A 25341-nucleotide genomic window follows, 5' to 3' on the forward strand; every position below is an offset into this window, starting at 1 on the left:
CATCATCAATGTTAGATCTATCATCCGAAGCGCGAACACGCTGCGTGAAGAGGAGATCCGATGCACGTTCTCGCCGCAGGAGACCATTTCGTCGGCCCCGACATCTTCGAGACGGCGCTGCGCGACGCTCTCGGCGATCGGCTGTCGGCCGATCTCACGGTGACCCCGCTGACCCTGCCCTGGCCCCATGAGCCCTTCGGCCCCGTCGGCGGCGTCATCGAGGCCAGCGGCACCGAGGACCAAGTCATCGAGAAGCTGCGGGGCGCCGAGATCTGCGTGACGCAGATGGCGCCCTTGACCGAGCGGGTCTTCGCCGCGAGCCCCGCTCTGCGGATGGTCGCCGTCTGCCGCGGCGGCCCGGTGAACGTCGACCTCGACGCGGCGACCCGGCACGGCGTCGCGGTCAGCTACGCCCCCGGCCGCAACGCGCCGGCCGCCGCCGAGTTCGCCGTCGCGATGATGCTCGCCGCCATGCGCCGGATCCCCTCCTCCAGCCACGCGCTGCGGGACGGGGACTGGCAGGGCCACCTGTACGCGTACGACGAAGCGGGCACCGAGCTGGACGGGGCCGACGTCGGCCTGATCGGCTACGGCGCCATCGGCCGGATCGTGGCCCGGGTCCTGCGGGCCTTCGGTGCCCGGGTGCTGGTCCACGACCCCTACACCGACGAGGACACCGCCCGCGCCGACGGGGTCGAACCCGTGCCGCTCGACGACCTCCTGCGCCGCTGCTCCGTGGTGAGCCTGCACGCGCGGCTGACGCCCGGGACCCGGCACCTCCTCGACGCGGACCGGCTCGCCCTGCTGCCGCACGGGGCCGTCCTGGTCAACACCGCGCGCGGCGGCCTGCTGGACTACGCGCCGCTGCCCGACCTGCTGCGCACCGGCCGGCTCGGCGCCCTGGCCCTGGACGTCTACGACATCGAGCCGCCGCCCGCCGACTGGCCGCTGCACCACGCGCCCAACGTCATCACCACCCCGCATCTGGCAGGCGCGAGCCGGCAGACCGCCCAGCGCGCCGCCGCGATCACCGCGGCCGATGTCGCGCGCCACATCCGCGGCGAGCAGCCGGACCATCTGGCCAACCCCGGCTACGCCGCCGGGCAGCGGTCATGACGGTCGTCATCGGGGTCGACATCGGCACCTCGGTCACCAAGGCCGTCGCCTTCGACGGCGACGACCGCGTCCTCGCCCAGGCGACCCGCCGCAGCCGCCTGGACCGCCTGCCGGGCGGCCGGGTCGAGCAGGATCTCGCGCACGTCCTGCGCACGGTCGGCGACGTCGTACGCGAGACCGCGGGCCGCTGCGACCGGCCGCCCGCGGCGCTCGCCCTCACCGGGCAGGGCGACGGGCTGTGGCTGCGGGACGAACAGGGCCTGGCCACCCGCCCGCCGATTTCGTGGATGGACGGCAGGGCGTCCTCCTACGTGACGCGCTGGCTGGCGGACGGCACCGTACGGGAGGTCCACCGCCACACGGGTTCCGGAATGTTCCCCGGCAGCCACGCCCCGCTGCTGGCCTGGCTCCAGGAGCACGAGCCCGGGACCCTGGAACGCTCCGCCGTGGCCGGCTACTGCGTGGACGCCGTCGCCCAGCACCTCACAGGCCGGGTCTGCGTGGACGCCTCCGACGCCACGCTCCCTTTCCTGCGCCCGCACGACCGTACGTACGCGGCCGAGGCCCTGGCCGCGTGCGGGCTGTCGGAGCAGGCCCGCCTGCTCGCCGCGCCGGCCGCACCGGGCACGGTGCTCGCCCTCGACGCGCGGGGAGCGGAACTGCTGGGCCTGCCGCGCGGACTCCCGGTGGTCGCGGGACCCTACGACCTGCCGGCGACCGCTGTCGGCAGCGGCGTGCAGGACGTCGGGGACGGCCTGCTGATCGTCGGCACGACGCTGGCCGCGCAGGTCCTGACCGACCAGGTGCGGATCCGTCCCGAGGCCGAACCCGCCGGCATGTGGCTGTGCACCCCCGACCGCGGCCGGTGGCTGCGGGCCATGCCCGCCATGGTCGGCACCGCGGGCCTGGAGTGGGCGCTGTCGCTGACCGGGGCGACGACCGGGGACCTGGAGGACCTGCTGGGCGCCAGTCCGCCCGGCGCCAACGGCGTGACCTGCCTGCCCTTCCTGTCCGAGGCGGGCGAACGCGCCCCCTTCGTCGCGCCCGGCGCCCGCGGCCGGCTCGACGGGCTCACCCTCGGCCACGGCCGGGCCGACGTCGTACGGGCGGTCTGCGAATCCATCGGCTACGCCGCCCGGCACTGCCTGGAGGCGGCGGGGCTCACCCGCACCCTGATGGCATGCGGTGGCGGCACCAGGTCGCGGGCCTGGACGCAGCTGCTCGCGGACGTCCTCGGCCGCCCGGTCCGCGTCCCCGACACCCGCGAAGTGGGCGCGCTCGGCGTCGTCCTGACCGCCCGCAGGTCGCTGGGCGAACGGGACTCCTCCCGGCCCCGGCCCGGCGGCTTCCGTACGGTCGCGCCGCGGCCCGAGGCCGGCGCCCGCTACGAACGCGGCTACCAGGACTACCGGCGCGAGCTTCCGGGCGCCCTGGCGCGGCAGAGCCGGCCGGGCGGGTGACCGGCGGGCGGGTGACCGGCGGGCGGGTGACCGGCGGGCGGGACTTCCGTGCGCCGGGGCGTGCGTCAGGACAGGGTGGCGACCAGGACCGCCTTGATGGTGTGCATGCGGTTCTCGGCCTGGTCGAAGACCACCGAGTGGGCCGACTCGAAGACCTCGTCGGTGACCTCCAGTTCGGTCAGGCCGTACTGCTCGTGGATCAGCCGGCCGACCTCGGTGCCCAGGTCGTGGAAGGCGGGAAGGCAGTGCAGGAACTTCACGTCCGGCTTGCCGGTGGCGCGCAGCACGTCCATCGTGACCGCGTAGGGCGCGAGCGCGGTGATCCGCTCGGCCCAGACCTCCTTCGGCTCGCCCATCGAGACCCAGACGTCGGTGACGACGAAGTCGCAGTCCAGGACGCCCTCGGCGATGTCCTCGGTGAGCAGGATCGCGGCGCCGGTGGTCTCGGCGAGCCGGCGGGCGCGGGCGACGACGTCCTCGCTGGGCCAGTACGCGCGCGGCGCCACGATCCGCACGTCGAGGCCGAGCAGGGCGCCGGTGATCAGATAGGAATTGCCCATGTTGAACCGGGCGTCGCCGAGGTAGGCGAAGACGACGCCGCGCGAGCCGAGGTCCGTGACGCCGCCGCCGCTGTGCTCGACCATGGTGAGCACGTCGGCCAGCATCTGGGTGGGGTGCCAGTCGTCGGTGAGGCCGTTGTAGACGGGCACCCCGGCGTGCAGGGCCAGCTCCTCGACCGCGACCTGGCTGGAGCCGCGGTATTCGATGGCGTCGAACATCCGGCCGAGCACCCGGGCGGTGTCCTTGACCGACTCCTTGTGCCCGATCTGCGAGCCCGCCGGGTCCAGGTAGGTGGTGGTGGCGCCCTGGTCGGCCGCGGCGACCTCGAAGGCGCAGCGGGTCCTGGTCGAGGTCTTCTCGAAGATCAGCGCGAGATTGCGGCCGCGCAGCCGCGGCTCCTCCGTACCGGCCCTCTTCGCCGCCTTGAGGCCGGCGGCCAGCTCCACCAGGCCCAGGAATTCCTCGGGCGTGAAGTCCAGCTCCTTGACGAAATGGCGGCCCTTGAGATCGACGGCCATGGGGACTCCTCGGTCGGTGGTTCATCGGCAACCTTGGAAGTCTATACGAGACTAGGCATTCTTATACAGCCCCCTCCGCCGCTGCCGTGCTGACCCCCACTACCGGGATTCCCGGCTGCGGCGCAGCTCACACCGCATCCCGCTCGATCGGGCAGCTCATGCAGCGCGGCCCGCCGCGCCCCCTGCCCAGCTCACTGCCCGGGATCTCGATCACCTCGAGGCCGCGTTTGCGCAGGAAGGTGTTGGTGGTCGCGTTGCGCTCGTAGGCCACCACCACGCCCGGCTCCACGGCCAGCACGTTGCAGCCGTCGTCCCACTGCTCCCGCTCGGCCGCGTGCACGTCCTGCGTCGCGGTCAGCACCTTGACCGAGTCCAGGCCGAGCGCCGCCGCGATGGCGCGGTGCATGTGCTCGGGCGCGTGGTCGGTGACCTTCAGCTCGCCCTCCTCGCCGCCGGGTTCGATGGTGTACGACGGCAGCATCCCCAGGCCCGCGTACTGCGTGAAGGTGTCGCCGTCGACCATCGTCATGACCGTGTCCAGATGCATGAACGCACGGCGCTTGGGCATGTGCAGCGCCACGATGGTCCGCGCGGACCCGGCCGCGAACATCCCGCGGGCCAGCATCTCCACCGCCTGCGGGGTGGTCCGCTCGCTCATCCCGATCAGCACCGCGCCCGCCCCGATCACCAGCACGTCGCCGCCCTCGATCGTCGAGGGGTAGGCGCTCTGGCCCTCCGACCAGATCCGGAAGCCGCCGTCCGCGAAGAGCGGGTGGTGCCGGTAGATCGCCTCGAAGTGCACGGTCTCGCGCTGGCGGGCCGGCCAGCGCATCGCGTTGATGCTGACCCCGTCGTAGACCCAGGCGGAGGTGTCGCGGGTGAAGATGTGGTTCGGCAGCGGTGCCAGCAGGAAGTCGTCCAGGTCCATGGCGTGGAAGCGGACCGAGACCGGCTCCGCGAAACGGGCCAGGAACTCCCGCTTCGTCATCCCCCCGACCAGGGCCTCGGTCAGCTCGGCCGCGGGCAACCGGTCGAAGGCCTCCCGCAGCGGGCCGGTGGCCAGCGGACCGTACTCCTTCTCGTCGAAGACCCGGTCCAGTACGAGCGCCTTCGCGGCGGGGATCTCCAGCGACTCGGTCAGCAGGTCGCCGAACAGGTGCACCTCGACGCCGCGATCGCGCAGCACGTCCGCGAAACCGTCGTGCTCGGCGCGCGCCCTGCGCACCCACAGGACGTCGTCGAACAGCAGCGCGTCCTTGTTGGTGGGGGTGAGCCGCTTCAGCTCCAGATCCGGGCGGTGCAGGATGACGCGGCGCAGCCGGCCGGTCTCGGAGTCCACGTGAAATCCCATGAGAGCAGAGCTTCCCATGTGCCGGGCGTTTATATCTGCCCGGACCCCCTCGCCCACCTGCGCGCCGTGTCCCGGGACCTCCCCCGGGACGGGTTCCCCGCGCCCTGGGGGGCCTCCCTTCTGCGACGGAGGGTGCCCGACAGGGGCGCGGAAAGCCGCGCCCCTGTCGGAGAAGGTCCCGGGACCGGACAAGCCCGGCAGGGCGGGGGGTCACAGACGCGGGTCCACCGGCTCGGACTCGAGGGCCAGAACGGCGAACACCGCCTCGTGCACCCGCCACAGCGGCTCCCCCGCCGCCACCCGGTCGAGCGCCTCGAGCCCGAGCGCGTACTCCCGCAGCGCGAGCGACCGCTTGTGGCCCAGCGCCCGCTGCCGCAGCCGGGCCAGGTGGGCCGGGCGCGTGTACTCGGGCCCGTAGATGATCCGCAGATACTCGCGGCCACGGCACTTGACGCCCGGCTGGACGAGGCCGCCCTCGGGGTCGCGGGCCAGGGCCGTGAGCGGCTTGACGACCATGCCCTCGCCGCCGGCCGCGGTCAGGTCGAGCCACCAGTCCGTGCCGGCCGCGACCGACGCCTCGTCGCTCGTGTCGACGATCAGCCGCCGGGTGGTGCGCAGCAGCCCGCTCGGGTCGGCGTCGACCAGCCGGTCGATGAGCGCCAACTGCCCGTCCTGCGGCAGCTCGCCCGCCAGATTGCGGCCGCGGACGGCCAGCATCTGGAAGGGCGCGAGGTGGACGCCCTCCAGGCCGTCGGTGGTCCAGCAGTAGCGGCGGTAGGCGTCGGTGAAGGCCGCCGCGTCGACGGCCCTCTCCCGCTGCCGTGCCAGCAGCGCGGACACCTCGGCGCCCCGCCCGGCCGCAGCTTCCAGCGCGGCCAGCGCGGGCGGGAAGGCGGCGCCCGCAGCCGCGCCGACCGCCGCGTACTGCTTGCGCAGCAGGCCGGACGCCTTGAGCGACCAGGGCAGCAGCTCGGCGTCGAGCAGCAGCCAGTCGGTGTCCAGCTCCTCCCACAGGCCCGCCGCCGTGACGGCGGTACGCACCCGGCCGATGACCTCTTCCGTGACGGCCGGGTCGTCGAAGAACGGCCGTCCTGTGCGGGTGTGCAGCACACCGGTCACCCCGGCCGCGGTGCCGAACCGCTCGGCCGCGGCGGCCTCGTCGCGGCAGACCAGGGCGACCGCGCGGGAGCCCATGTGCTTCTCCTCGCACACCACCTGCCGCACCCCGTCGGCCCGGTAGGACGCGAAGGCCTCCGCGGGGTGTTCGAGGTAGCCGTCCGCCGAGGACGTGGCGCAGGGCGCCATGGTCGGCGGCAGGTAGCAGAGCAGCTGCGGGTCGACGGCGAAGCGGCTCATCACTTCGAGGGCCGCCGCCGCGTTCTGCTCGCGCACCGCGAGCCGTCCCATCAGGCCGGTCTCGACGATCCTGCGCCCCGCCACGTCGTCGAGGTCCAGCGGACGGCCCTCGCGTCCGCCGGGCGCCTCGGCGAGCAGCGGCTTGACCGGTTCGTACCAGACCTGCTCGGCCGGTACGTCCACGATCTCCCGCTCGGGCCAGCGCAGGGCGGTGAGTCGGCCGCCGAAGACGGCGCCGGTGTCGAGGCAGAGGGTGTTGTTGATCCAGGACGTGGTGGGGACGGGGGTGTGGCCGTAGACGACGGCGGCGCTGCCGCGGTAGTCCTCGGCCCAGGGGTAGCGGACGGGCAGGCCGAACTCGTCGGTCTCGCCGGTGGTGTCGCCGTAGAGCGCGTGCGAGCGGACCCGGCCGGAGGAGCGGCCGTGGTATTTCTCCGGCAGGCCCGCGTGGCAGACCACCAGCCGGCCGCCGTCGAGGACGTAGTGGCTGATCAGGCCGCCGATGAAGTCGGCGGCCCGGCCGCGGAAGTCCGGGTCGCGCTCGTCCTCGCGGGCGAACTGCTCCACGGTCTCGGCCAGGCCGTGGGTGAGCGGGACGCGGCGGCCGTTGAGGTGGCGGCTCAGCTTGTTCTCGTGGTTGCCCGACACGCACAGGGCGGTGCCCGCCTCGACCATGCCCATGACGCGCCGCAGCACAGCGGGGCTGTCCGGGCCGCGGTCGACCAGGTCGCCGACGAAGACGGCGGTACGGCCCGCCGGGTGCCGGCCGTTGTCGTAGCCGAGCTTGGCCAGCAGCGTCTCCAGCTCGGAGCTGCATCCGTGGACGTCGCCGATGATGTCGAAGGGGCCGGTGAGGTGGCGCAGGTTGTTGTAGCTCGGCTCGTCCACGATCCGGGCCGCGTCGATCTCCGCCGTGCCGCGCAGGATGTGGACCTTGCGGAAGCCCTCGCGCTCCAGGCCGCGCAGCGAGCGGCGCAGCTCGCGCTGGTGCCGCTGGATGACGTGCCGGGGCATCGACGCGCGGTCGGGGCGTGCCGCGTTGCGCTCGGCGCACACCTGCTCGGGGACGTCGAGCACGATGGCGATCGGCAGCACGTCGTACTCCCTGGCCAGCCGCACCAGTTGCTTGCGGCTCTCCTGCTGCACGCTGGTGGCGTCCACGACCGTACGGCGGCCGGCCGCGAGCCGCTTGCCGGCGATGTAGTGCAGCACGTCGAAGGCGTCGCGGGTCGCGCTCTGGTCGTTCTGGTCGTCGCTGACCAGGCCGCGGCAGAAGTCGGAGGAGAGCACCTCGGTCGGTGCGAAGTGCCGGGCGGCGAAGGTGGACTTGCCGGAGCCCGTGGCACCGATCAGCACCACGAGGGACAGGTCGGTGACGGCGAGGGTACGGGGCGCACCGGTGGTGCCGTGCGTGTCGTTCTCGGTCATGCCGCCTCCTCCTTCTTCTCGTTCTTGTTCTTGTTCGCGGCCCCGGTGCTGGTGCCGGCGCTGGTGCTGGTGCTGGTGAAGAGGGCGAGCTGGGTGGGCGGGCCGACCTCGGGGTCGTCCGGGCCGACCGGCTGGAATTCCACCGCGTAGCCGTGCCGGGCGGCCACCGCTTCGGCCCAGTCGCGGAATTCGCGCCGGGTCCACTCGAAGCGGTGGTCGCCGTGCCGGCGGTGGCCGGCCGGCAGCGTCTCCCAGCGCACGTTGTACTCGACGTTCGGCGTCGTCACGATCACCGTCCGGGGGCGGGCGGCGCCGAAGACGGCGTATTCGAGCGCGGGCAGGCGCGGCAGGTCCAGGTGCTCGACGACCTCGCTGAGCACCGCCGCGTCATAGCCCGTGAGCCGCTTGTCGGTGTACGCGAGCGAGCCCTGGAGCAAGGTGACGCGGGAGGACTGGCGCTCGCCCATCCGGTCGAGCCGCAGCCGGCGGGCGGCCATCTCCAGGGCGCGCACCGACACGTCGACGCCGACGATCTCGGTGAAGCGCGGCTCCTTGAGCAGCGCGGCCACCAACTGGCCCTGCCCGCAGCCCAGGTCCAGCACCCGGGTGGCGCCGGCCGCGCGCAGCCCGGCCAGGATCGCCTCCCGGCGCTGCACCGCCAGCGGCGCCGGGCGCTCCTCGGCGTCCTCGGGCTGCTCGGGCGCGACGGCGTTGTCGATCTCCTCGACCTCCACGTCGTCGGCGTCGGCCAGCCGCACCAGCTCCAGCCGCTCGTTCGCCTCCCGGGTGAGCGACCAGCGGCGGGCCAGATAGCGCCGGGTGATCAGCTGCTGCTCGGGGTGCCCGGCGAGCCAGCCCTCGCCGAACCGCAGCAGCTTGTCCACCTCGTCGGCCGAGACCCAGTAGTGCTTGGCGTCGTCCAGCACCGGCAGCAGGACGTACAGGTGCCGCAGCGCGTCCGCCAGCCGCAGTTCGCCCTCCAGCACGAGCCGTACGTAGCGCGAGTCGCCCCACTCGGGGAAGCTGTCGTCCAACCGCACCGGCTCGGCCGTCACCTGCCAGCCCAGCGGCTCGAACAGCCGGGCCACCAGCGCGGGGCCGCCGCGCGCGGGCAGCGCCGGCACCTCGACCCGCAGCGGCAGCGGTGCGGCGGCCCGCTCCGGCAGCGCACGGCACTCGCCGCGCAGCGCGCTCGCGAACACCGTCCGCAGCGCCACCGCGAGCAGCGAGGAGGCGGCGTACGGCCGGTCGTTCACGTACTGCGCCAGCGCCGAATCGGGCGCCCCGCCCCGGCCCTTCCCCCGGCCGCGCCGCACCAGCGCGGGCGGATCGACCTCCAGCAGCAGCGCGGCCGTGCAGCGCTCGGGGCTCGCCTCCGGGTAGAAGACGTGCGCGTCACCGTAGGAGGTGCTGAAGACCTGGGCCCGGCCCGGGTGCTTGTGCAGCAGAAACCCGAGGTCGGTCGCCGGACCCTCGGTGCTGCCTGTGGTGGAGATCGTCAGAAACACCCCCCGAGTATTGCCCGCCGACCCGCCACCATCCCAAGCCTTTTCGCCCGCACTGGCGGCACCAGCGGTAGGGGCCGCACCCGGTCGGCGCGCGGGCTGCGAACGCGAACCCCGCTGACGTCGGGGCAGCGCGGCGGGCCGCTGCCGCTACCGCGAGGCGGAGCCGGGCGTGAGTCAGCACCCGGGCCGCAAAGCACGGGCCCGAACCCCGCAGACGTCAGGACAGCTTGGGCGGACAACTGACGCCGCCCCGAGGCACCGCGTGAGAGGGGCAGCGCCCGCAACACACAGCACGGGCCCGGACCCCGCAGACGTCAGGACAGCTTGGGCGGACAACTGACGCCGCCCCGAGGCACCGCGTGAGAGGGGCAGCGCCCGCAACACACAGCACGGGCCCGGACCCCGCAGACGTCAGGACAGCTTGGGCGGACGACTGCCGCTGCCGCGGGGTCCTGGGCCTGGCGGTCAGCTTCTGGTGGGGAGGGCAGCGCGGAGGGTCGTGATGGTCGGGGGGCCGATGCGGCAGCAGCCGCCGATCAGGCGGGCGCCGGCGGTGTGCCAGGCGGCTGCGAGGGTCGGGGCGAAGGCGGGGGCGCCCTCCCAGCGGCGGGCCGTGGCGTCCCAGTGCTCGCCGCTGTTGGGGTAGGCCACCGCAGCCTTGCCGGTGGCCGCGGTCGCCAGCTCGACCGCGGGCAGGACGTCCCGCGGGGCGCAGCAGTTGACGCCCACCGCGATCACCTCGTCGCGGCCCGCGGCCAGCGCGAAGGCCTCGGGCAGCGGCTGGCCCGCCCGGGTACGGGTGCCGTCGATCGTGTAGGACAGCCACACCGGCAGACCCGTGGGTTCCGCCGCGCGCAGCATCGCCTCGGCCTCGTCGATGTCCGGCACCGTCTCCAGGGCGAGGACGTCGGGTGCCGCGGCAGCCGCCGCCTCGATCCTCGGCCGGTGGAAACGCTCCAGCTCCCGCACCGTCATGCCGTACCGCCCGCGGTATTCGCTGCCGTCGGCGAGCACCGCCCCGTACGGGCCGACCGACGCCGCCACCCTCACCCCCGGCCGGGTCGTTGCCGCCCGGCGGGCCAGGTCCACGCTGCGCCGCAGCAGCGCCGACGCCTCGGCCCGGCCGATCCCGCGGCGGGCGAAGCCCTCGTAACTGGCCTGGTAGCCCGAGGTGATCAGCACATCCGCGCCGGCCCGTACGTATGCCCGGTGGGCCGCCTCGATCTGCGCCGGGTCGTCCGCGAGCAGCCGGGCCGTCCAGAGCGGGTCCGACAGGTCGCAGCCCTGGTCGGCGAGCTGGTTCGACAGGCCGCCGTCCAGCACCAGGGCGCCGCCCGCCGCCAGCAGCGCCCCCAACTCCCCTCCGGGAGCGGGCGGGACAGCGGGCGGCGAGGGCATGGCGCGGCCTCAGCCGAGCTGCGGCTTGACCTGAGCCGCGATCAGCTCCAGGTGGTCCAGGTCGCTGAGGTCCAGGGTCTGCAGATAGAACCGGGTGGCACCCTGCTCGGCAAAGCGCCCGATCCGCTCCACGACCTCGGCAGGCGAGCCGGCCAGCCCGTTCTGCTTCAGCTCCGCGACCTCGCGGCCGATCACCGCCGCCCGCCGGGCAACTTCCGCGTCGTCCTTGCCGACACAGACCACCAGCGCGTTCGAATACACCATGCTGTCGGCCGGGCGCCCGGCCGCCCGCACCGCGTCGCGGACCCGCCCGATCTGCCGGCCGGAGTCCTCGATCGAGGCGAAGGGCACATTGAACTCGTCGGCGTAACGGGCCGCCAGCTCCGGGGTGCGCTTGGCACCCATGCCACCGATCAGCACCGGCACCTTGGCCTGCGCGGGCTTCGGCAGCGCGGGGGAATCCTTGAGCTGGTAGAACTCCCCTTCGAAGTCGAAGGTCTTGCCGACCGGGGTGGCCCACAGCCCGGTGATCACCGCCAGCTGCTCGGCGAGCCGGGCGATCTTCTCCTTCGGGAAGGGGATGCCGTACGCGGTGTGCTCCGCCTCGAACCAGCCGGCACCGAGCCCGAACTCGATCCGGCCGCCCGACATCGCGTCGACCTGCGCCACCTGGATCGCCAGCACACCGGGCAGCCGGAAGGTGCCCGCCGTCATCAGGGTGCCGAGCTTGATCCTGCTGGTCTCCCGCGCGAGGCCGGCCAGCGTGATCCACGCGTCCGTGGGTCCCGGCAGCCCGTCGCCACCCATCGTCAGATAGTGGTCCGAGCGGAAGAAGGCGTCGAAGCCGAGGTCCTCCGTGGCCTTGGCGACCGCGAGCAGTGTGTCGTAGTCGGCCCCCTGCTGGGGCTCGGTGAAGATTCGCAGATCCATTCCCCCATCCTGCACTCATCGCGCGCCCGCTCGTCAATCGACACATGACAAGCCCCCTGTCCCGGTCTCCCCCGCGATCCGTCCGCCCCGGGCCAGCGTCCGCACCCGGTCCTTGGCCTCGTCCACCGCGTCCAGCGCCTCGATGCACTGCCAATACGCCCCCTCGTCCTGCACCGCGCAGGTGAGCCCCACCAGGGCGTGGGTGATCTCGCCGAGCAGCACCCGCAGCGCCCGCAGTGTCGCGGCCGGATCGCGGACCGCGGTCAGCCGGGACGCCCGCGGCGGCCCCGCGCCCGCCGCCGCGAGCGCCGGTCCCGCCCACCCGGCAGGCCCCGGCTCCGCAGCCCCCACCGCCGACGCCCGCTCCCCGTCTGCCAGCAGCCGCCCCACCGCCTCGACCAGCTCGCCGGCCTGCCAGGCCTCCTCGATGACGTCCTCGGGCTGCGGCGCAGCGCGCATCACCCTTTCCGACTCCGCCACCAGCCGTGCCGCGTCCATCTCCGCACCCCCTCCGTGCGCCGGCGGTGGTGACCTCTGCACCACCTGCCGACATCACTCAGCGTGACAGAATCTCACCGAGCGCGAAAAGGCCGGTCGCGACATCTGTGGATAACCTCGCGCCTGTGGACAACCGCGTCACCCGCCCGCCGGACCGGCGGACGGACCCCTCGTCCGGTCCACCCGCGGAAACCGCTCCTCGTTCCGGTCGATCTTGGCGGCGAGCGCGGCCAGCACATCGACCTCCAGGACCGCGCAGAACTGGAGCAGATACGCCAGCACGTCCGCGACCTCGTCGCGCACCCGGTGCGCGGACCCCGGGTCCGCCATCACCGCCGACGCCTGCTCGGGCGTCAGCCACTGGAAGATCTCCAGCAGTTCCGCCGCCTCGACGCTCAGCGCCGCGGCCAGATTCTTCGGGGTGTGGAACGGCTCCCAGTCACGGGCCGCGGCGAATTCGACGAGGCGGCGCTGCAGGGCCGCGAGGTCGGGTGGTTGTCCGGTCACCCCGCCTGGTCTACCGCATCCCCGCGGCCCTCCGGCTCCCGCCCCACCCCCTCGGCCGCCCGGCCCGCACCGCGCGTACCGTCCTCGCCGACCGGGCCCGCGCCCGTCACGGCACCGGCACCGGCACCGGCACCGGCACCACCGTCCGCGTCACCGCCCCGGTCGGCGCTCCGGGCGCCCCCACGCCCGACGCCGTGCCCGCCGCCCCCACGCCCACCGCCGCCATGCCCCCCGCCCGCGCGTCCCCCACCGCCCTCGCGCTCAGCGCCAGGAGCAGCGTCCCGACCCGAGTGTTCCGCGGGGCGGTCCGCCTCGCCGGTGTCCTGGGCCGGCACCCGCCGCCCGTCGCCGAGCCGGGCGACCGTCACGCCGCCCAGGCCCTCCGCGCACTCCGGGTCCTGGATCGTGCCGAGCAGCCGGATGTGGCCGCGGGCGGCGGCCATCCCGGCGAGCCGCAGCAGTTCGCGCACCTGTCTGCGGTCCAGGCCCAGGTCGAGCCCGTCGCCCAGCACGGTCAGCACCTGGCCGGCCGACAGCAACTCCGTACTGGTGTCGACGTCGAGGACGCCGGGGCCGGTGAGCAGCACCAACGCCAGGGCGACGAAGCGGAGTTCGCCGTCGCCGAGCCGGTCGACCGGCACCATGCCGAGCGGGCCGCGGTCCACCGCGGCGATCACCGCGTCCAGCGGCGCATACCCGTCGGCCGCCGGCGGGAGAACCGCGGGCAGCACCGTCAGGCCCTCGACCGGCGGGCTGCACACCTCGCGTACCGCGTTGACCAGCGCCGCGTGCCGCGTGACGCACTCGCCCTCGGTCCTGGCCAGCACCGCGGACAGGTTGTCGCACGCGGCCCGCAGCCGCCCGTCGCCCGGCAGTACCGGGGACCGCATCAGCTCGGGCCGCGGCGCGACTGGGAAGATCCCGCGCAGCGCCACCACCAGTTGCTCGGCCGCGGCGAGCACCAGCCGCTGGCCGTCCGTACGCCCGGACACCCGCAGCGGCAGCAGCGCGCTGGCCAGGACGTTGTCCGGCAGCGGGGCCCGCGTGACCGAGACCTCGCCGGCCGTGTGCCAGGCGGCCTGCACCGTACGCCGGGCCGGGTCGCGCAGCGCCGTGGTCAGCAGGGTCTCACCGCCGCCGGTCAGCCGCTCGCCGACGATCCGCAGCGTCGGCTCCACCTGCACCGCGACGTCGAGGCGCACCGGCCCGACAGGACCGGTCACCGTGCAGCCGATACGGAAGCCGCGCCGGCCCTGCGCGTCCGGCTGGGCGCCCTGCGGCACGCAGGCCGCGGCGCCGCCGCGCACCACGGACCCGAAGACCTCGGCGAGTTCGTCGCCGCAGGCCAGCCGGCCGAGTGCGGCGAGTCCTTCGAGGACACTGGACTTGCCGGTGCCGCTGCCCCCGGTGAGCAGGGTGAGCGGGCCGAGCGCGAAGGTCGCCCCGCGGTGTGACTTGAAGGCGGACAGCCGCAGTTCGGTGACGACGGGGCGGTCGTGACCGGCGTCCTTGGGCGCACTGGTGTTCATGGCCGCGAAGTTAGCCAGCGTCCGGGGCGCCGCACCGTTGCAGCGGCCCGGGGTAACTCGAACGAGGGACATCACGCATGATCTCTGTGGCTATGGGGAAATCACATACCCTGCCCGACGCGCCGGGCACGTCAACATGTCATTGCCGACGGCTACGGTGGCCGGCGTGACCACGAACAGCACCAGATATGTCGCACTGCTGCGCGGAATCAACGTCGGGGGCAAGGCCAAGGTGCCGATGCAGACCCTGCGCGAGCTGCTGTCCGCCCTCGGTGGCAGCGGGATCCGCACCCACCTGCAGAGCGGCAACGCCGTCTTCACCCACGAGGACACCGATCCCCAGCGGCTCGCCGATGCCCTCCAGCAGGCGCTCGCCGACGAGTTGGGGCTGACCATCACCTGCATGGTGCGCACCGCCGAGGATCTGCGGCGGGTCGTGGCCGCCAACCCGTTCGACATGACCGGCGTCGACGGCTCCCGCTTCCTGGTGATCTTCCTCGCGGGTCCGGTCCCGCTCGACCGGCTCGCCGCACTCGACCGGGCCGCGTACGCGCCGGACGAATTCCGCCCGGGCGAACGGGAGATCTACGCCCACTTCCCCGACTCCATCCGCAATGCGAAGCTCGCCGCTCAGCTCACCGACCGCGGCCTCGGCCTGGCGGCCACCGGCCGCAACTGGAACACGGTCACCAAACTGCTGGAGATCAGCGGCAGTTGACGCCCAGCGGCGTGTGCGGTCGAGGACGGCCCGCTTCGGCGCGATCCGACCGCGGTCGACCTGCGGCGCTCCCCGGCTCGGCCGCGGCCCTTCGGGCAATGGCCATGATTCCTGGCCAGTTGGGTGAAAGACGGCTCCAACCGGCCCATTCGGGTGGAACGGGGAATTCTCGATCGGCAGGCTGTGCCATCCTCACGACCAGCCGAGATCGCCGTTCCCGATGCCGTGGAGCTGCCGAAAGTGCACGTCGCTCTGACCGGAGCCACCGCGTTCCTGGGGCTGCGCCTCGTTCGTGAACTGCTGGGCCGGCACTCCGCCTGCGTGACCCCGCTGACGATCGTCGTCGTGATGCCGGCCTTCAACTGGCAGATGGGGCTGGCCGCGCTGATCGCCGTACCGCTCGTGGCGGCGATCCAGATCCGGACCGGCCGCTCGATGGCCTCGCTGACCCTCCTGGCGCACTCCGGGTCGGCGGGGGCACTCGGGCGTATCACCGGTTCCTGGAGCTGGGCGACGCGCCCGTCGAGCTGGTGGCGGAGCTGCCCGGCCGGATCCGGGTCGTGGAGACGGACCCCGTTGCGCGGCGCCGGCTTCGACGCGCCTACCGTGCCCGCGCCGACCCCCGCGCCCATGCCCGGTCCGCCCGCGCCCGCGTGGACGCCCGCACCGCCCGTGCCCGCGGAGCGCCGGCCGGTCGTACGGCTGGCCGGCCATCCGCGCGGGCCGCGGTGTCCGGCTTCGGCTTCGGCTTCGGCTTCGGCTTCGGCTTCGGCTTCGGCTTCGGCTTCGGCGGCAACTTCCACGAGCGCTGAGGCGCCGGTGCGCCGCCCGAGCCGCCGGTCAGGAAGCCTTCGCCTCCGGCACCAGGATCGCCACGCACTCGACGTGGTGGGTCATCGGGAAGAGGTCGAAGGCCCGCAGGGTGACCGGGCGGTAGCCCTCCTGGGCGAAGTAGCCGAGGTCGCGGGCGAGGGCGGCCGGGTCGCAGGCGACGTAGGCGATGCGGCGGGCGCCCAGTGACGCGAGGTGGCGGACGGTGGGGAGCCGGGCGCCGGTGCGGGGCGGGTCCAGGACGATCAGGTCGACCTCGGTGATGCCGGTGCGCGGCAGGACCTGGTCGACCTTGCCGTGCTCGATACGCACCCGGTCGAGGTCCTGGAGATTGTGCCGGGCGTCCTGCACGGCCCGCTTGCCCGATTCGATGCCGAGGACGGCGCCGCGCTCGCCGACGCGTTCGGCCAGCGCGCCGGCGAACAGGCCGACACCGCAGTAGAGGTCGAGGGCCATGTCGCCCTTGCGCGGCATCAGGCCCTGCATGACGGCCTCGATCAGCAGCTCCGCGGCCTTCGGGTGGACCTGCCAGAAGCCGCCGTCGCCGACCCGCCAGGTGCGGCCCGCGGCCCGCTCGCGGACGAAGTCGCGGCCGTGGACGCGGTGGACGGCGTGGTCGCGCTCGCCGATCCGCAGCACCGAGACGGGGCGGTCCAGCTCCACGATGGGCAGCCGGCCGCCCGGCTGCGGGGTGAGGACGACCTGCCGGTCGCTGGACCCGGTGGCGGCGATCGCCTCGACCGTGGCGATCTGCGGCCAGCTGCGGGCCTCCACGCCCAGCTCCGTGACCTCGGGCGCGGCGATCATGCAGTGGTCGATGACCTCGACGTCGTGCGAGCGGTGCTTGCGCAGTCCCGCGCGCCCTTCGGCGTCCACCGCGTACTGCACGCGGGTGCGCCAGGCGGGCACCTCGCCCTTGGCGACCTTGTCGCCGGGGGCCGGCATCACGGTGCCGTCCCAGCCGGCCTGCTCCGGGGTGAGCCCGGCGAGCCTGGCCAGCTGTTCCGCGATGACCGCGGCCTTGAGACGGCGCTGGGCGCCGGGGGCGGCGTGCTGCCAGTCGCAGCCGCCGCAGCGGCCGGGGCCCGAGAAGGGGCAGGGCGCCTCGACGCGGTCCTTGGACGCGGTCAGGACGCGTACGGCGTCGGCCCGCAGGAAATTCGCGCCGGCCTCGCCGTCGGTGACCCGGACGACGACCCGCTCGCCGGGCAGGGCGTGCCGGACGAACAGCACCTGTCCCTCGTCGGTCCGCGCCAGGCAGTGGCCGCCGTGCGCCACCGGGCCGATCTCTACCTCGTACTCCTGGCCGACCAGTGACGGGGCGGGCTCGGTCTGCATGTGGGTGGTGCTCCTGGGCTCTGTTCGGGGGCGCGACAGCCCACTCTACGGGCCGCGGAGCGCCCGGCCGCACGCCGGCCGGGCGGCGGCCTCAGTGCTCGCGCTCCCGGTCGCGCTGCTGCGGCCCCACCGGGCCGCGGCGGATGGAGCCAGGCGCGCTCCAGTCGGCGCGGCGGCGGGCACGCGCCTTGGCGACCTCGGAGGACTCCAGCTGGTAGGGCACGGAGGTCACCATCACCCCGGGGGTGAACAGCAGCCGGCCCTTGAGCCGCAGCGCGCTCTGGTTGTGCAGCAGGTGCTCGTACCAGTGCCCGACGACGTATTCGGGGATGTAGACGCTGACCACGTCCCGCGGGCTGTTGCGGCGCAGGCCCTTGACGTAGTCGATGATCGGCCGGGTGATCTCGCGGTAGGGCGAGTCGAGGACCTTGAGCGGTACGTCGATGCCGCGCCGGTGCCAGTCGGCCTGCAGGGCCTTGGTGTCGACGGGGTCGACGTTGATGCTGAGCGCTTCGAGGGTGTCGGAGCGCATCAGCTTGGCGTAGGACAGCGCCCGCAGGGTGGGCTTGTGCAGTTTGGACACCAGCACGATGGAGTGCACCCGGGAGGGGCGTACGTAGTCGTCGCCCGGCTCGTCGTCGGCGGCGATCTCGTCGGAGACCCGGGTGTAGTGGCGGCGGATCGCGGTCATGGTGCCGTAGAAGACGACCATGCCGAGGACCGCGACCCAGGCGCCGTGGGTGAATTTGGTGAGCAGCACGATGACCAGCACCAGGCCGGTGAGGAAGGCGCCGAAGGTGTTGATGGCCCGGGAGCGGACCATGTGGCGGCGCTTGGCCGGGTCGGTCTCGGTGCGCAGGTGCCGGTTCCAGTGCCGCACCATGCCGGTCTGGCTGAGGGTGAAGGAGACGAAGACGCCGACGATGTACAGCTGGATCAGCCGGGTGGAGTCGGCGCCGTAGATGTAGACCAGGACGCAGGCGAAGCCGGCCAGCACCACGATGCCGTTGGAGAAGGCCAGCCGGTCGCCGCGGGTGTGCAACTGGCGCGGCAGGTAGCGGTCCTGGGCGAGGATCGAGCCGAGCACCGGGAAGCCGTTGTAGGCGGTGTTGGCGGCCAGGAAGAGCACCAGGGCGGTGACGGCGGCCAGGAAGATGAACGGGATCGAGTTGTGGCCGAAGACCGCCTCGGCGACCTGGGCGATCACCGGGTCCTGGGTGAATCCGGCGCCGACCGGCTTGCCGTGGTTGAGCAGGTCGGTGGCGGGGTTCGCGGCCATGCGCACATGGGTGTTTATCGCCAGCGCGATGATGCCGCAGAACATGGTGGTGGCGAGCAGGCCCATCGCGGCCAGCGTGGTGGCGGCGTTCTTGGACTTGGGCTTCTTGAAGGCCGGGACGCCGTTGCTGATCGCCTCGACGCCGGTGAGGGCGGCGCAGCCGGAGGAGAAGGCGCGCAGCAGCAGGAAGATCAGCGCGAAACCGCCGATGCCGGAGGACTCGGCATGGATCGTATAGCCCGCGGTGGGCGCGTGCATGTCATGCCCAGTGCTGATCTTGAAGATGCCCCAGGCGATCATGCAGAAGACGCCGAAGACGAACGCGTAGGTGGGGATGGCGAAGATCGTGCCGGACTCGCGCACCCCGCGCAGATTCATCAGCATCAGGATCACGATCATGCCGATCGCGCCGAGCACCTTGTGGGTGACGAAGAACGGCACCGCGGAGCCGAGGTTCTCGATGCCGGAGGCGACCGACACCGCCACCGTGAGCACGTAGTCGACCAGCAGCGCGCTGGCGACGGTGAGCCCCGCCTTCGGCCCCAGGTTGGTGGTGGCGACCTCGTAGTCGCCGCCGCCCGAAGGGTAGGCGTGCACGTTCTGCCGGTAGGAGGCGACCACCGTGAACATCAGCACCACGACGGCGACCGCGATCCACGGGCTGAAGTGGTAGGCCGACACTCCGGCGATCGACAGGACGAGCAGTACCTCGCCCGGCGCGTACGCCACGGACGACAGCGGGTCGGACGCGAAGACGGGCAGCGCGAGCCGCTTGGGGAGCAGCGTCTCGCCCAGCTTGTCGCTGCGCAGCGCCCGGCCGATGAGAATCCGTTTCGGCAGGTCGGTCAGTTTGGACACCCCGCGATGTTAAGGGATCGACCATACGTGCGGGTGCCCGAGTGCCCGATGAGTGTGACGAACTTGTGAGGCCGCCGGGACGCAACCTTCTGCCCCGCGACGCGCGTGTGTAGCTTTGGCCGCGGTCTGAGACGCTTGGAAGGACCTTTACGACTCAGCACACAGCCTCAGTCGAAATGGTGACAGCCGGAAGGACGGTCGTGCACGTCGTGATTATGGGATGCGGGCGGGTGGGCTCCACTCTCGCGCACTCCCTCGAACAGCAAGGTCATACGGTCGCGGTGATCGATCAGGACCCGAAGGCGTTCCGCCGGCTGGGCTCCGGGTTCGGTGGGCGCCGGGTGACCGGAGTCGGGTTCGACCAGGACACGCTGCGTGAGGCCGGCATCGAGGAGGCGGGCGCTTTCGCGGCCGTCAGCAGCGGCGACAACTCCAACATCATCGCGGCCCGGGTGGCCAGGGAGATGTTCGGCATCGAGAATGTGGCGGCCAGGATCTACGACCCGCGCCGGGCCGAGGTCTACCAGCGGCTCGGCATCCCGACCGTGGCCACCGTGCGGTGGACCGCCGACCAGATGCTGCGCAGGCTGCTGCCGTCCGGCGCGGAGCCGCTGTGGCGCGACCCCAGCGGCGGGGTGCAGCTCGCCGAGGTGCACACCTCGCCCGGCTGGGTCGGCCACAAGGTCAGCAGCCTCCAGGAGGAGACCGGTGCCAGGGTGGCGTTTCTCACCCGGCTCGGCGAGGCGATGCTGCCCACCGCCCAGACCGTGCTGCAGGACGGCGACCTGGTGCATGTGATCCTGCGCTCCGACGAGGTCGCCGAGGTCGAGGCGGCCTTCGCCAAGGGACCCGAGGAGGCCCACTCATGAGGGTGGCCATCGCCGGGGCCGGCGCGGTCGGCCGGTCCATCGCGGCCGAACTGCTGGAGAACGGGCACGAGGTGCTGCTCGTCGACAAGAATCCGACCTCCATCTCGGTCGAGCGGGTGCCGCAGGCCGAATGGCTGCTGGCCGACGCGTGCGAGATCACCTCGCTCGACGAGGCGGCGCTCCAGCGCTGCAATGTGGTGATCGCCGCGACCGGCGACGACAAGGTCAACCTGGTGGTGTCGCTGCTCGCCAAGACGGAGTACGGCGTGCCGCGGGTCGTCGCCCGGGTGAACAACCCGAAGAACGAATGGCTGTTCAACGAGTCGTGGGGCGTGGACGTCGCCGTCTCGACACCGCGGCTGATGTCGGCCCTGGTCGAGGAGGCGGTGAGCGTCGGCGACCTGGTCCGGCTGCTGCGCTTCAGCCAGGGTGACGCGAATCTCGTGGAGTTGACGCTGCCCGAGGAGGCCGCGCTGGTCGGTACCCGGGTCGGTGACGTGGAGTGGCCGCAGGACACCTCGCTGGTCACCATCATCCGCGGCAACCGGGTGCTCACCCCGTCGAAGGACGACGCGCTGGAGGCCGGCGACGAGCTGCTGTTCGTGGCGGCGCCGCACCGGGAGGAGCAGTTGGAGGACCTGCTGTCCCTGCGCGGGGGCGCCGTCGGCGGGAGCTGAGCGGTCCGGCCGGGCGGCGCAAGCCCCCGCGGCCTTCACCAGGACCCTCGCGGGCCTGGTGAAGGCCGCGGGGGCCTCGCGCTACTTGACCGTCTGCTCGGCCGCCGCCTTCTCGGCCTTGGCCCGCTCCTTCTCGGCCTTGCGCTCCTCCTCCGCCGCCTCCATCTCCGCGATCACATCGATCGGGGCCGGCGCCTTCACCAGGAAGATCCAGGTGAGGTAGACCGACAGCAGGAAGGGCGGGATGCCGAGCGCGACCTTGACCCAGCCCAGCTGGGTGGCGTTGCCCCACCAGTAGAGCGGGAAGAGGATCGCCGACTTGGCCAGCAGGATCAGGCCCCAGGCCCAGCTGGCCTTGGTGTACGCGCGCAGCCGCCCGGGGTTGCGGGTGCGCCAGGACAGGTTCTCCTTGAACACCGGGCCGAGGATCAGGCCGAGCAGCGGGAAGCCGGCCGCCGCGGAGACGACGTAGGCGACGCCCAGGCCGAGGGTGTAGAGCATGCCGGGCAGATAGAAGTTCTTCGCGTTGCCCGACATCATCGCGAACAGCGCGCCGAAGGCGATGCCGAAGACGCCGCTGAAGGCGTGCTTGAGGGTGTCCTTGCGGACCAGCCGGGCAACGCCCAGTACCACGGACAGCGCCAGCGCGGCGAGCGCGGAGGACTTGATGTCGTGGTTGATGGTGTAGATCACCACGAAGATCAGCCCGGGCACGGTGGTCTCCACCATGCCGAGGACGCCGCCGAAGGCGTCGAGCAGGGCGGCCTCGGTGGCCGCCCTGACCCCGGCGTCGTCGCCCGGCCGCTGCGGCGCGCTTCCCGTGGTGTCCGTGTTGTTGTCGTGATCCGTGTTGTCGATCGACGCCACCAGCTACTCCTGTCCGACCGGACGCAGTTCGTACTTGGGGTTGAACAGCACCGGACGGCCATGATTCATGGAGATCCGGCCGGAGGCTATGATCCGGCGGCCGGGTTCGATACCGGTGATACTGCGGCGGCCGAGCCAGACCACGTCCAGCGCGGCCGACCCGTCGAACAGCTCCGCCTCCAGCGCGGGCACGCCTGCCCGGGGACGCAGCGTGACCGTACGCAGCGTACCGGTGACCGACACGATCTGGCGGTCGGAGCAGTCCTTGATCCGGGTGCAGCCGACGGCCCTGGTCTCCTCCTGCAATTCCTCGGAGTGCAGCTGCTCCTGCGAGGAGGACAGACGGTCGAGCATGCGTCGGAAACGGCCCGCGGGTCGCTCTGCACGGATAGCACCACTCATAGCATCCAGCGTACCGGCCGTACGTCACGCCTCGAAGCGGTAGCCCATGCCGGGTTCGGTGATGAAGTGCCGGGGCCTTGCCGGGTCGGCCTCCAGCTTCCGCCGCAGCTGCGCCATGTAGACCCGCAGGTAGTTGCTCTCCGTGCCGTAGGCGGGACCCCAGACCTCCTGCAGCAGCTGCTTCTGCGAGACCAGCCGGCCGGGGTTGCGCACCAGCACCTCCAGCAGATGCCACTCGGTGGGTGTGAGGCGTACGTCGGCGCCGCCGCGGTGGACCTTGCGGGCCGCCAGGTCCACGGTGAAGGTCTCGGTCTCCACCGCGGAGGCGTCGTCCTCCGGCCCGGTCGGGGTGGCGCGCCGGACCGCGGCCCGCAGCCGGGCCAGCAGCTCGTCCATGCCGAACGGCTTGGTCACGTAGTCGTCGGCGCCCGCGTCCAGCGCCTCGACCTTCTCGTCGGAGGCGTGCCGGGCGGACAGCACGATGATCGGCACCCGGGTCCAGCCGCGCAGCCCGCGGATCACCTCGACGCCGTCCATGTCGGGCAGCCCGAGGTCGAGCACCACCACGTCGGGGTGCCGGGCCGCGGCCACCCGCAGCGCCGCCGCGCCGTCGTGCGCGGCGTCGACCTCGTAGGACCGCGCCCGCAGGTTGATCACCAGCGCCCTGACGATCTGCGGTTCGTCGTCCACCACCAGCACCCGGTACATCCGCTGCCCTTTCGCGTTCCCCTGCTCGCCGCCGCCCGCGGACTCCTGTGCCGTCGGCCGGCTCATGTGGTCGCCGTCGCGGGAAGATCGGGGCGGGCGGGCCGGCCGCCGGCCGCGGCCCGCACAGTGAGCACCATGGTCAGGCCGCCGCCCGGGGTGTCCTCGGCGACCAGGGTGCCGCCCATGGCCTCGGCGAAGCCGCGGGCGACCGCGAGGCCGAGGCCCACGCCGGTGCCGCGCGGCGCGTCGCCGTACCGCTGGAAGGGCTCGAAGATCTGCTCCTTGGCGCTGTCCGGTACGCCGGGGCCGCGGTCGGCCACCCGGACCTCGACACGGTCGCCGAGGGCGCTGGCGGCCACCAGGACGGTCGCGCCGGGCGGGCTGTACTTGACGGCGTTCTCCACCACGTTGGCGACGCTGCGCTCCAGCAGGCCGGGGTCCACGGCGACCATCGGCAGCGTCTCGGGGATGTCCAGGGTCACACTCGGCTCGGGGACGCCGCCCAGGGCCATCGGCACCACCTCGTCGAGGTCCAGTTCGCGGATCAGCGGGTTGACGGTGCCGGTCTGCAGCCGCGACATGTCCAGCAGATTGCCCACCAGGTGGTCGAGCCGGTCGGCGCCGTCCTCGATGCCGGCCAGCAGCTCCGCCTCGTCCTCCGCTGACCAGGCGACGTCGGCGGACCGCAGCGAGGACACCGACGCCTTGATGCCGGCCAGCGGGGTGCGCAGGTCGTGCGACACGGCGGCGAGCAGCGCGGTGCGTATCCGGTTGCCCTCGGCCAGCTCCCGCGCCCGGCCGGCCTCGTCGGCGAGCCGCTTGCGGTCCAGCACGACCGCGGCCTGCGCGGCGAAGGCCGACAGCACCCGGCGGTCGGAGGCGGGCAGCACCCGGCCGAGCAGCGCCAGCGAGAGCCGGTCGTTGACGGCCACCTCCACGTCGGCGTCCTCGGGGCGTACGCAGGGCAGGCCGCCGACGGCCGCGGCGCACTTCCAGGCGCCGTGCTCGCCCTCCCGCTCCAGCAGTACCACCGAGTCCATCCCGAAGGTCTCCCTGACCCTTTCCAGCAGCGCGTCGAGCGAGCTCTCGCCGCGCAGCACACTGCCGGCCAGGTGGGAGAGGATCTCCGCCTCGGCCCGCAGCCGGGCGGCCTGCTGGGTGCGCCGGGCTGCGAGGTCGACCACGGAGGCGACGGCCGCGCCGACCAGCACGAAGATCACGATCGCGATGATGTTCTCCGGCTGGGCGATGGTGAAGGAGTGGGTGGGCCGGGTGAAGTAGTAGTTCAGCAGCAGCGAGCCGACCACCGCGGACGCCAGCGCGGGCAGCAGGCCGCCGACCAGTGCCGCGGCCACGGTGAGGGTCAGGAAGAGCAGCATGTCGGTGGCCTGGCCCATGCCGGGGTGCCACTGGGTGAGCACCACCGCGAGCAGCACCGGCCCCGCCACACCGGTCAGCCAGCCCGCCACGACCCGGGAGCGGCCCAGGGTGGCGCCGCGGGCGGCGGGCAGGCCGCGGCCCTTGGCGACGTGTTCGTGGCTGACGATGTGCACGTCGATGTCGCCGGCCTCGCGGGCGACGGTGCTGCCGACACCGGGGCCGAAGGCGTACTGCCAGGTCTTGCGGCGGCTGCTGCCGAGCACGATCTGGGTGGCGTCGGCCCCCCGGGCGAAGTCCAGCAGCGCGTCGGGCACCTCGTCGCCGATGACGTGGTGGAAGGAGCCGCCGAGGTCCTCGACCAGGGTGCGCTGGACGGCCAGTTCCTTGGCCGACCCCGACACCGGGCCCTCGCTGCGCACGATGTGCACCGCCAGGATCTCGCTGCCCGAGCCCTTGGCCGCCATCCGGGCCGCCCGCCGGATCAGGGTGCGGCCCTCGGGTCCGCCGGTCAGGCCGACGACGATCCGCTCGCGGGCCTGCCAGGCGGCGGATATCCGGTGCTCGGCGCGGTATTCCTTGAGGTATTCGTCCACCCGGTCCGCGGTCCACAGCAGCGCCAGCTCGCGCAGCGCGGTCAGATTGCCCGGCCGGAAGTAGTTGGACAGGGCCGCGTCGACCTTGTCGGGGGCGTAGATGTTGCCGTGCGCCATCCGGCGGCGCAGCGACTGGGGCGACATGTCGACCAGCTCTATCTGGTCGGCGCGCCTGACCACCTCGTCGGGCACGGTCTCGCGCTGCCGGACCCCGGTGATGGACTCGACGACGTCGCCGAGCGACTCCAGGTGCTGGATGTTGACGTTGGACACCACGTCGATGCCGGCCTGGAGCAGTTCCTCGACGTCCTGCCAGCGCTTGGCGTTGCGCGAGCCCGGCACATTGGTGTGGGCCAGCTCGTCGACCAGCGCCACTTCCGGCGCCCGGCGCAGCACCGCGTCGACGTCCATCTCGCTGAAGGCGGTGCCGCGGTAGTCGTGCTCGCGGCGGGCGATCTCCTCCAGGCCGTGCATCATCACCTCGGTGCGCGGCCGTGTGTGGTGCTCGACATAGCCGATGACCAGGTCGGTGCCACGCTCGACGCGCCGATGGGCCTCGGAGAGCATGGCGTAGGTCTTGCCCACGCCGGGGGCGGCCCCCAGGTAGATCCGCAACGTGCCGCGTGCCATGCCTATGACCTTAGATCGACCGAAGCGGACA

At 72.9% G+C, this 25341-nt stretch carries 20 protein-coding genes and 1 pseudogene; 6 read left to right on the forward strand and 15 right to left on the reverse strand.

The features are described from left to right. Positions 1 to 60: 60 nt before the first annotated feature. On the forward strand, positions 61 to 1116 hold the full coding sequence (locus OHA86_RS08585) for a 2-hydroxyacid dehydrogenase (RefSeq protein ID WP_329173846.1): 1056 nt from the start codon (positions 61 to 63) through the stop codon (positions 1114 to 1116). Beyond that, positions 1113 to 2576, forward strand: a complete 1464-nt coding sequence (locus tag OHA86_RS08590) for an FGGY-family carbohydrate kinase (protein WP_329173848.1) — start codon at positions 1113 to 1115, stop codon at positions 2574 to 2576. The genes OHA86_RS08585 and OHA86_RS08590 overlap by 4 nt, the downstream gene beginning before the upstream one ends. Positions 2577 to 2641: 65 nt before the next feature. Here OHA86_RS08590 and argF read toward each other — a convergent pair whose 3' ends face one another. From argF to OHA86_RS08635, 9 genes and pseudogenes are all read right to left on the reverse strand, one after another. Next, positions 2642 to 3655, reverse strand: a complete 1014-nt coding sequence (gene argF, locus OHA86_RS08595) for an ornithine carbamoyltransferase (protein ID WP_329173850.1) — start codon at positions 3653 to 3655, stop codon at positions 2642 to 2644. A 127-nt stretch (positions 3656 to 3782) separates the two neighbouring features. After that, on the reverse strand, positions 3783 to 5006 hold the full coding sequence (locus tag OHA86_RS08600) for an arginine deiminase (RefSeq protein WP_329173851.1): 1224 nt from the start codon (positions 5004 to 5006) through the stop codon (positions 3783 to 3785). 210 nt (positions 5007 to 5216) lie between these two features. After that, complete coding sequence (locus OHA86_RS08605; protein ID WP_329173852.1) at positions 5217 to 7790, reverse strand: polynucleotide kinase-phosphatase; 2574 nt, start codon at positions 7788 to 7790, stop codon at positions 5217 to 5219. Continuing rightward, a complete protein-coding gene (locus OHA86_RS08610) occupies positions 7787 to 9298 on the reverse strand; it encodes a 3' terminal RNA ribose 2'-O-methyltransferase Hen1 (RefSeq protein WP_329173853.1) in 1512 nt (503 codons plus the stop codon). Before OHA86_RS08610 ends, OHA86_RS08605 begins: the two co-directional genes overlap by 4 nt. 465 nt (positions 9299 to 9763) lie before the next feature. Next, entirely contained in the window at positions 9764 to 10696 is a 933-nt protein-coding gene (gene mmuM, locus OHA86_RS08615) for a homocysteine S-methyltransferase (protein WP_329173855.1), read from the reverse strand. A gap of 9 nt (positions 10697 to 10705) precedes the next feature. After that, positions 10706 to 11626 carry an LLM class F420-dependent oxidoreductase gene (locus OHA86_RS08620; RefSeq protein ID WP_329173856.1) on the reverse strand — a complete coding sequence of 307 codons (921 nt, stop codon included), beginning with the start codon at positions 11624 to 11626 and terminating at the stop codon, positions 10706 to 10708. 33 nt (positions 11627 to 11659) lie between these two features. Further along, positions 11660 to 12124: a DUF6099 family protein gene (locus tag OHA86_RS08625; RefSeq protein WP_329173858.1), complete on the reverse strand. Its 465-nt coding sequence runs from the start codon at positions 12122 to 12124 to the stop codon at positions 11660 to 11662. A 138-nt stretch (positions 12125 to 12262) separates the two neighbouring features. Continuing rightward, a complete protein-coding gene (locus OHA86_RS08630) occupies positions 12263 to 12631 on the reverse strand; it encodes a nucleotide pyrophosphohydrolase (protein WP_329173860.1) in 369 nt (122 codons plus the stop codon). Between the two features lie 344 nt (positions 12632 to 12975). Further along, a pseudogene (locus tag OHA86_RS08635) lies at positions 12976 to 14160 on the reverse strand (AAA family ATPase); the annotation flags it as partial. 166 nt (positions 14161 to 14326) lie between these two features. Here OHA86_RS08635 and OHA86_RS08640 point away from each other — a divergent pair. Together OHA86_RS08640 and OHA86_RS08645 are read left to right on the forward strand one after the other, a co-directional pair. Beyond that, the gene (locus tag OHA86_RS08640) at positions 14327 to 14878 is read left to right on the forward strand and encodes a DUF1697 domain-containing protein (protein ID WP_329173862.1); all 552 of its coding nucleotides are present in this window, start codon (positions 14327 to 14329) and stop codon (positions 14876 to 14878) included. Positions 14879 to 15408: 530 nt separating this feature from the next. Continuing rightward, on the forward strand, positions 15409 to 15690 hold the full coding sequence (locus OHA86_RS08645; RefSeq protein WP_329173864.1) for a hypothetical protein: 282 nt from the start codon (positions 15409 to 15411) through the stop codon (positions 15688 to 15690). Positions 15691 to 15718: 28 nt separating this feature from the next. On the opposite strand, the gene OHA86_RS08650 is transcribed toward OHA86_RS08645, so the two are convergent. Next, positions 15719 to 17047: a class I SAM-dependent RNA methyltransferase gene (locus OHA86_RS08650; protein ID WP_329173866.1), complete on the reverse strand. Its 1329-nt coding sequence runs from the start codon at positions 17045 to 17047 to the stop codon at positions 15719 to 15721. Positions 17048 to 17138: 91 nt separating this feature from the next. Then, positions 17139 to 19184 (reverse strand): APC family permease, encoded by a 2046-nt coding sequence (locus tag OHA86_RS08655; protein WP_329173867.1) that lies wholly within the window; start codon positions 19182 to 19184, stop codon positions 17139 to 17141. Positions 19185 to 19384: 200 nt separating this feature from the next. Here OHA86_RS08655 and OHA86_RS08660 point away from each other — a divergent pair, with 200 nt between their 5' ends. Further along, complete coding sequence (locus OHA86_RS08660) at positions 19385 to 20053, forward strand: potassium channel family protein (protein ID WP_329173868.1); 669 nt, start codon at positions 19385 to 19387, stop codon at positions 20051 to 20053. Continuing rightward, the gene (locus OHA86_RS08665) at positions 20050 to 20730 is read left to right on the forward strand and encodes a potassium channel family protein (RefSeq protein WP_329173869.1); all 681 of its coding nucleotides are present in this window, start codon (positions 20050 to 20052) and stop codon (positions 20728 to 20730) included. The genes OHA86_RS08660 and OHA86_RS08665 overlap by 4 nt, the downstream gene beginning before the upstream one ends. Before the next feature lie 81 nt (positions 20731 to 20811). Here OHA86_RS08665 and OHA86_RS08670 read toward each other — a convergent pair whose 3' ends face one another. The 4 genes from OHA86_RS08670 to OHA86_RS08685 form a co-directional block, all read right to left on the reverse strand. Beyond that, positions 20812 to 21597 carry a DUF3159 domain-containing protein gene (locus tag OHA86_RS08670; RefSeq protein ID WP_443071673.1) on the reverse strand — a complete coding sequence of 262 codons (786 nt, stop codon included), beginning with the start codon at positions 21595 to 21597 and terminating at the stop codon, positions 20812 to 20814. A gap of 3 nt (positions 21598 to 21600) precedes the next feature. Beyond that, positions 21601 to 21999, reverse strand: a complete 399-nt coding sequence (locus tag OHA86_RS08675) for an OB-fold nucleic acid binding domain-containing protein (RefSeq protein WP_329173870.1) — start codon at positions 21997 to 21999, stop codon at positions 21601 to 21603. 24 nt (positions 22000 to 22023) lie between these two features. Continuing rightward, positions 22024 to 22707, reverse strand: coding sequence for a response regulator (locus tag OHA86_RS08680; RefSeq protein WP_329182316.1), 684 nt, complete (start codon positions 22705 to 22707; stop codon positions 22024 to 22026). Between the two features lie 62 nt (positions 22708 to 22769). Then, positions 22770 to 25310, reverse strand: a complete 2541-nt coding sequence (locus OHA86_RS08685) for a sensor histidine kinase KdpD (RefSeq protein ID WP_329173872.1) — start codon at positions 25308 to 25310, stop codon at positions 22770 to 22772. Positions 25311 to 25341: the final 31 nt, after the last annotated feature.

Source organism: Streptomyces sp. NBC_01477, from assembly GCF_036227245.1.
Lineage (GTDB): Bacteria > Actinomycetota > Actinomycetes > Streptomycetales > Streptomycetaceae > Actinacidiphila.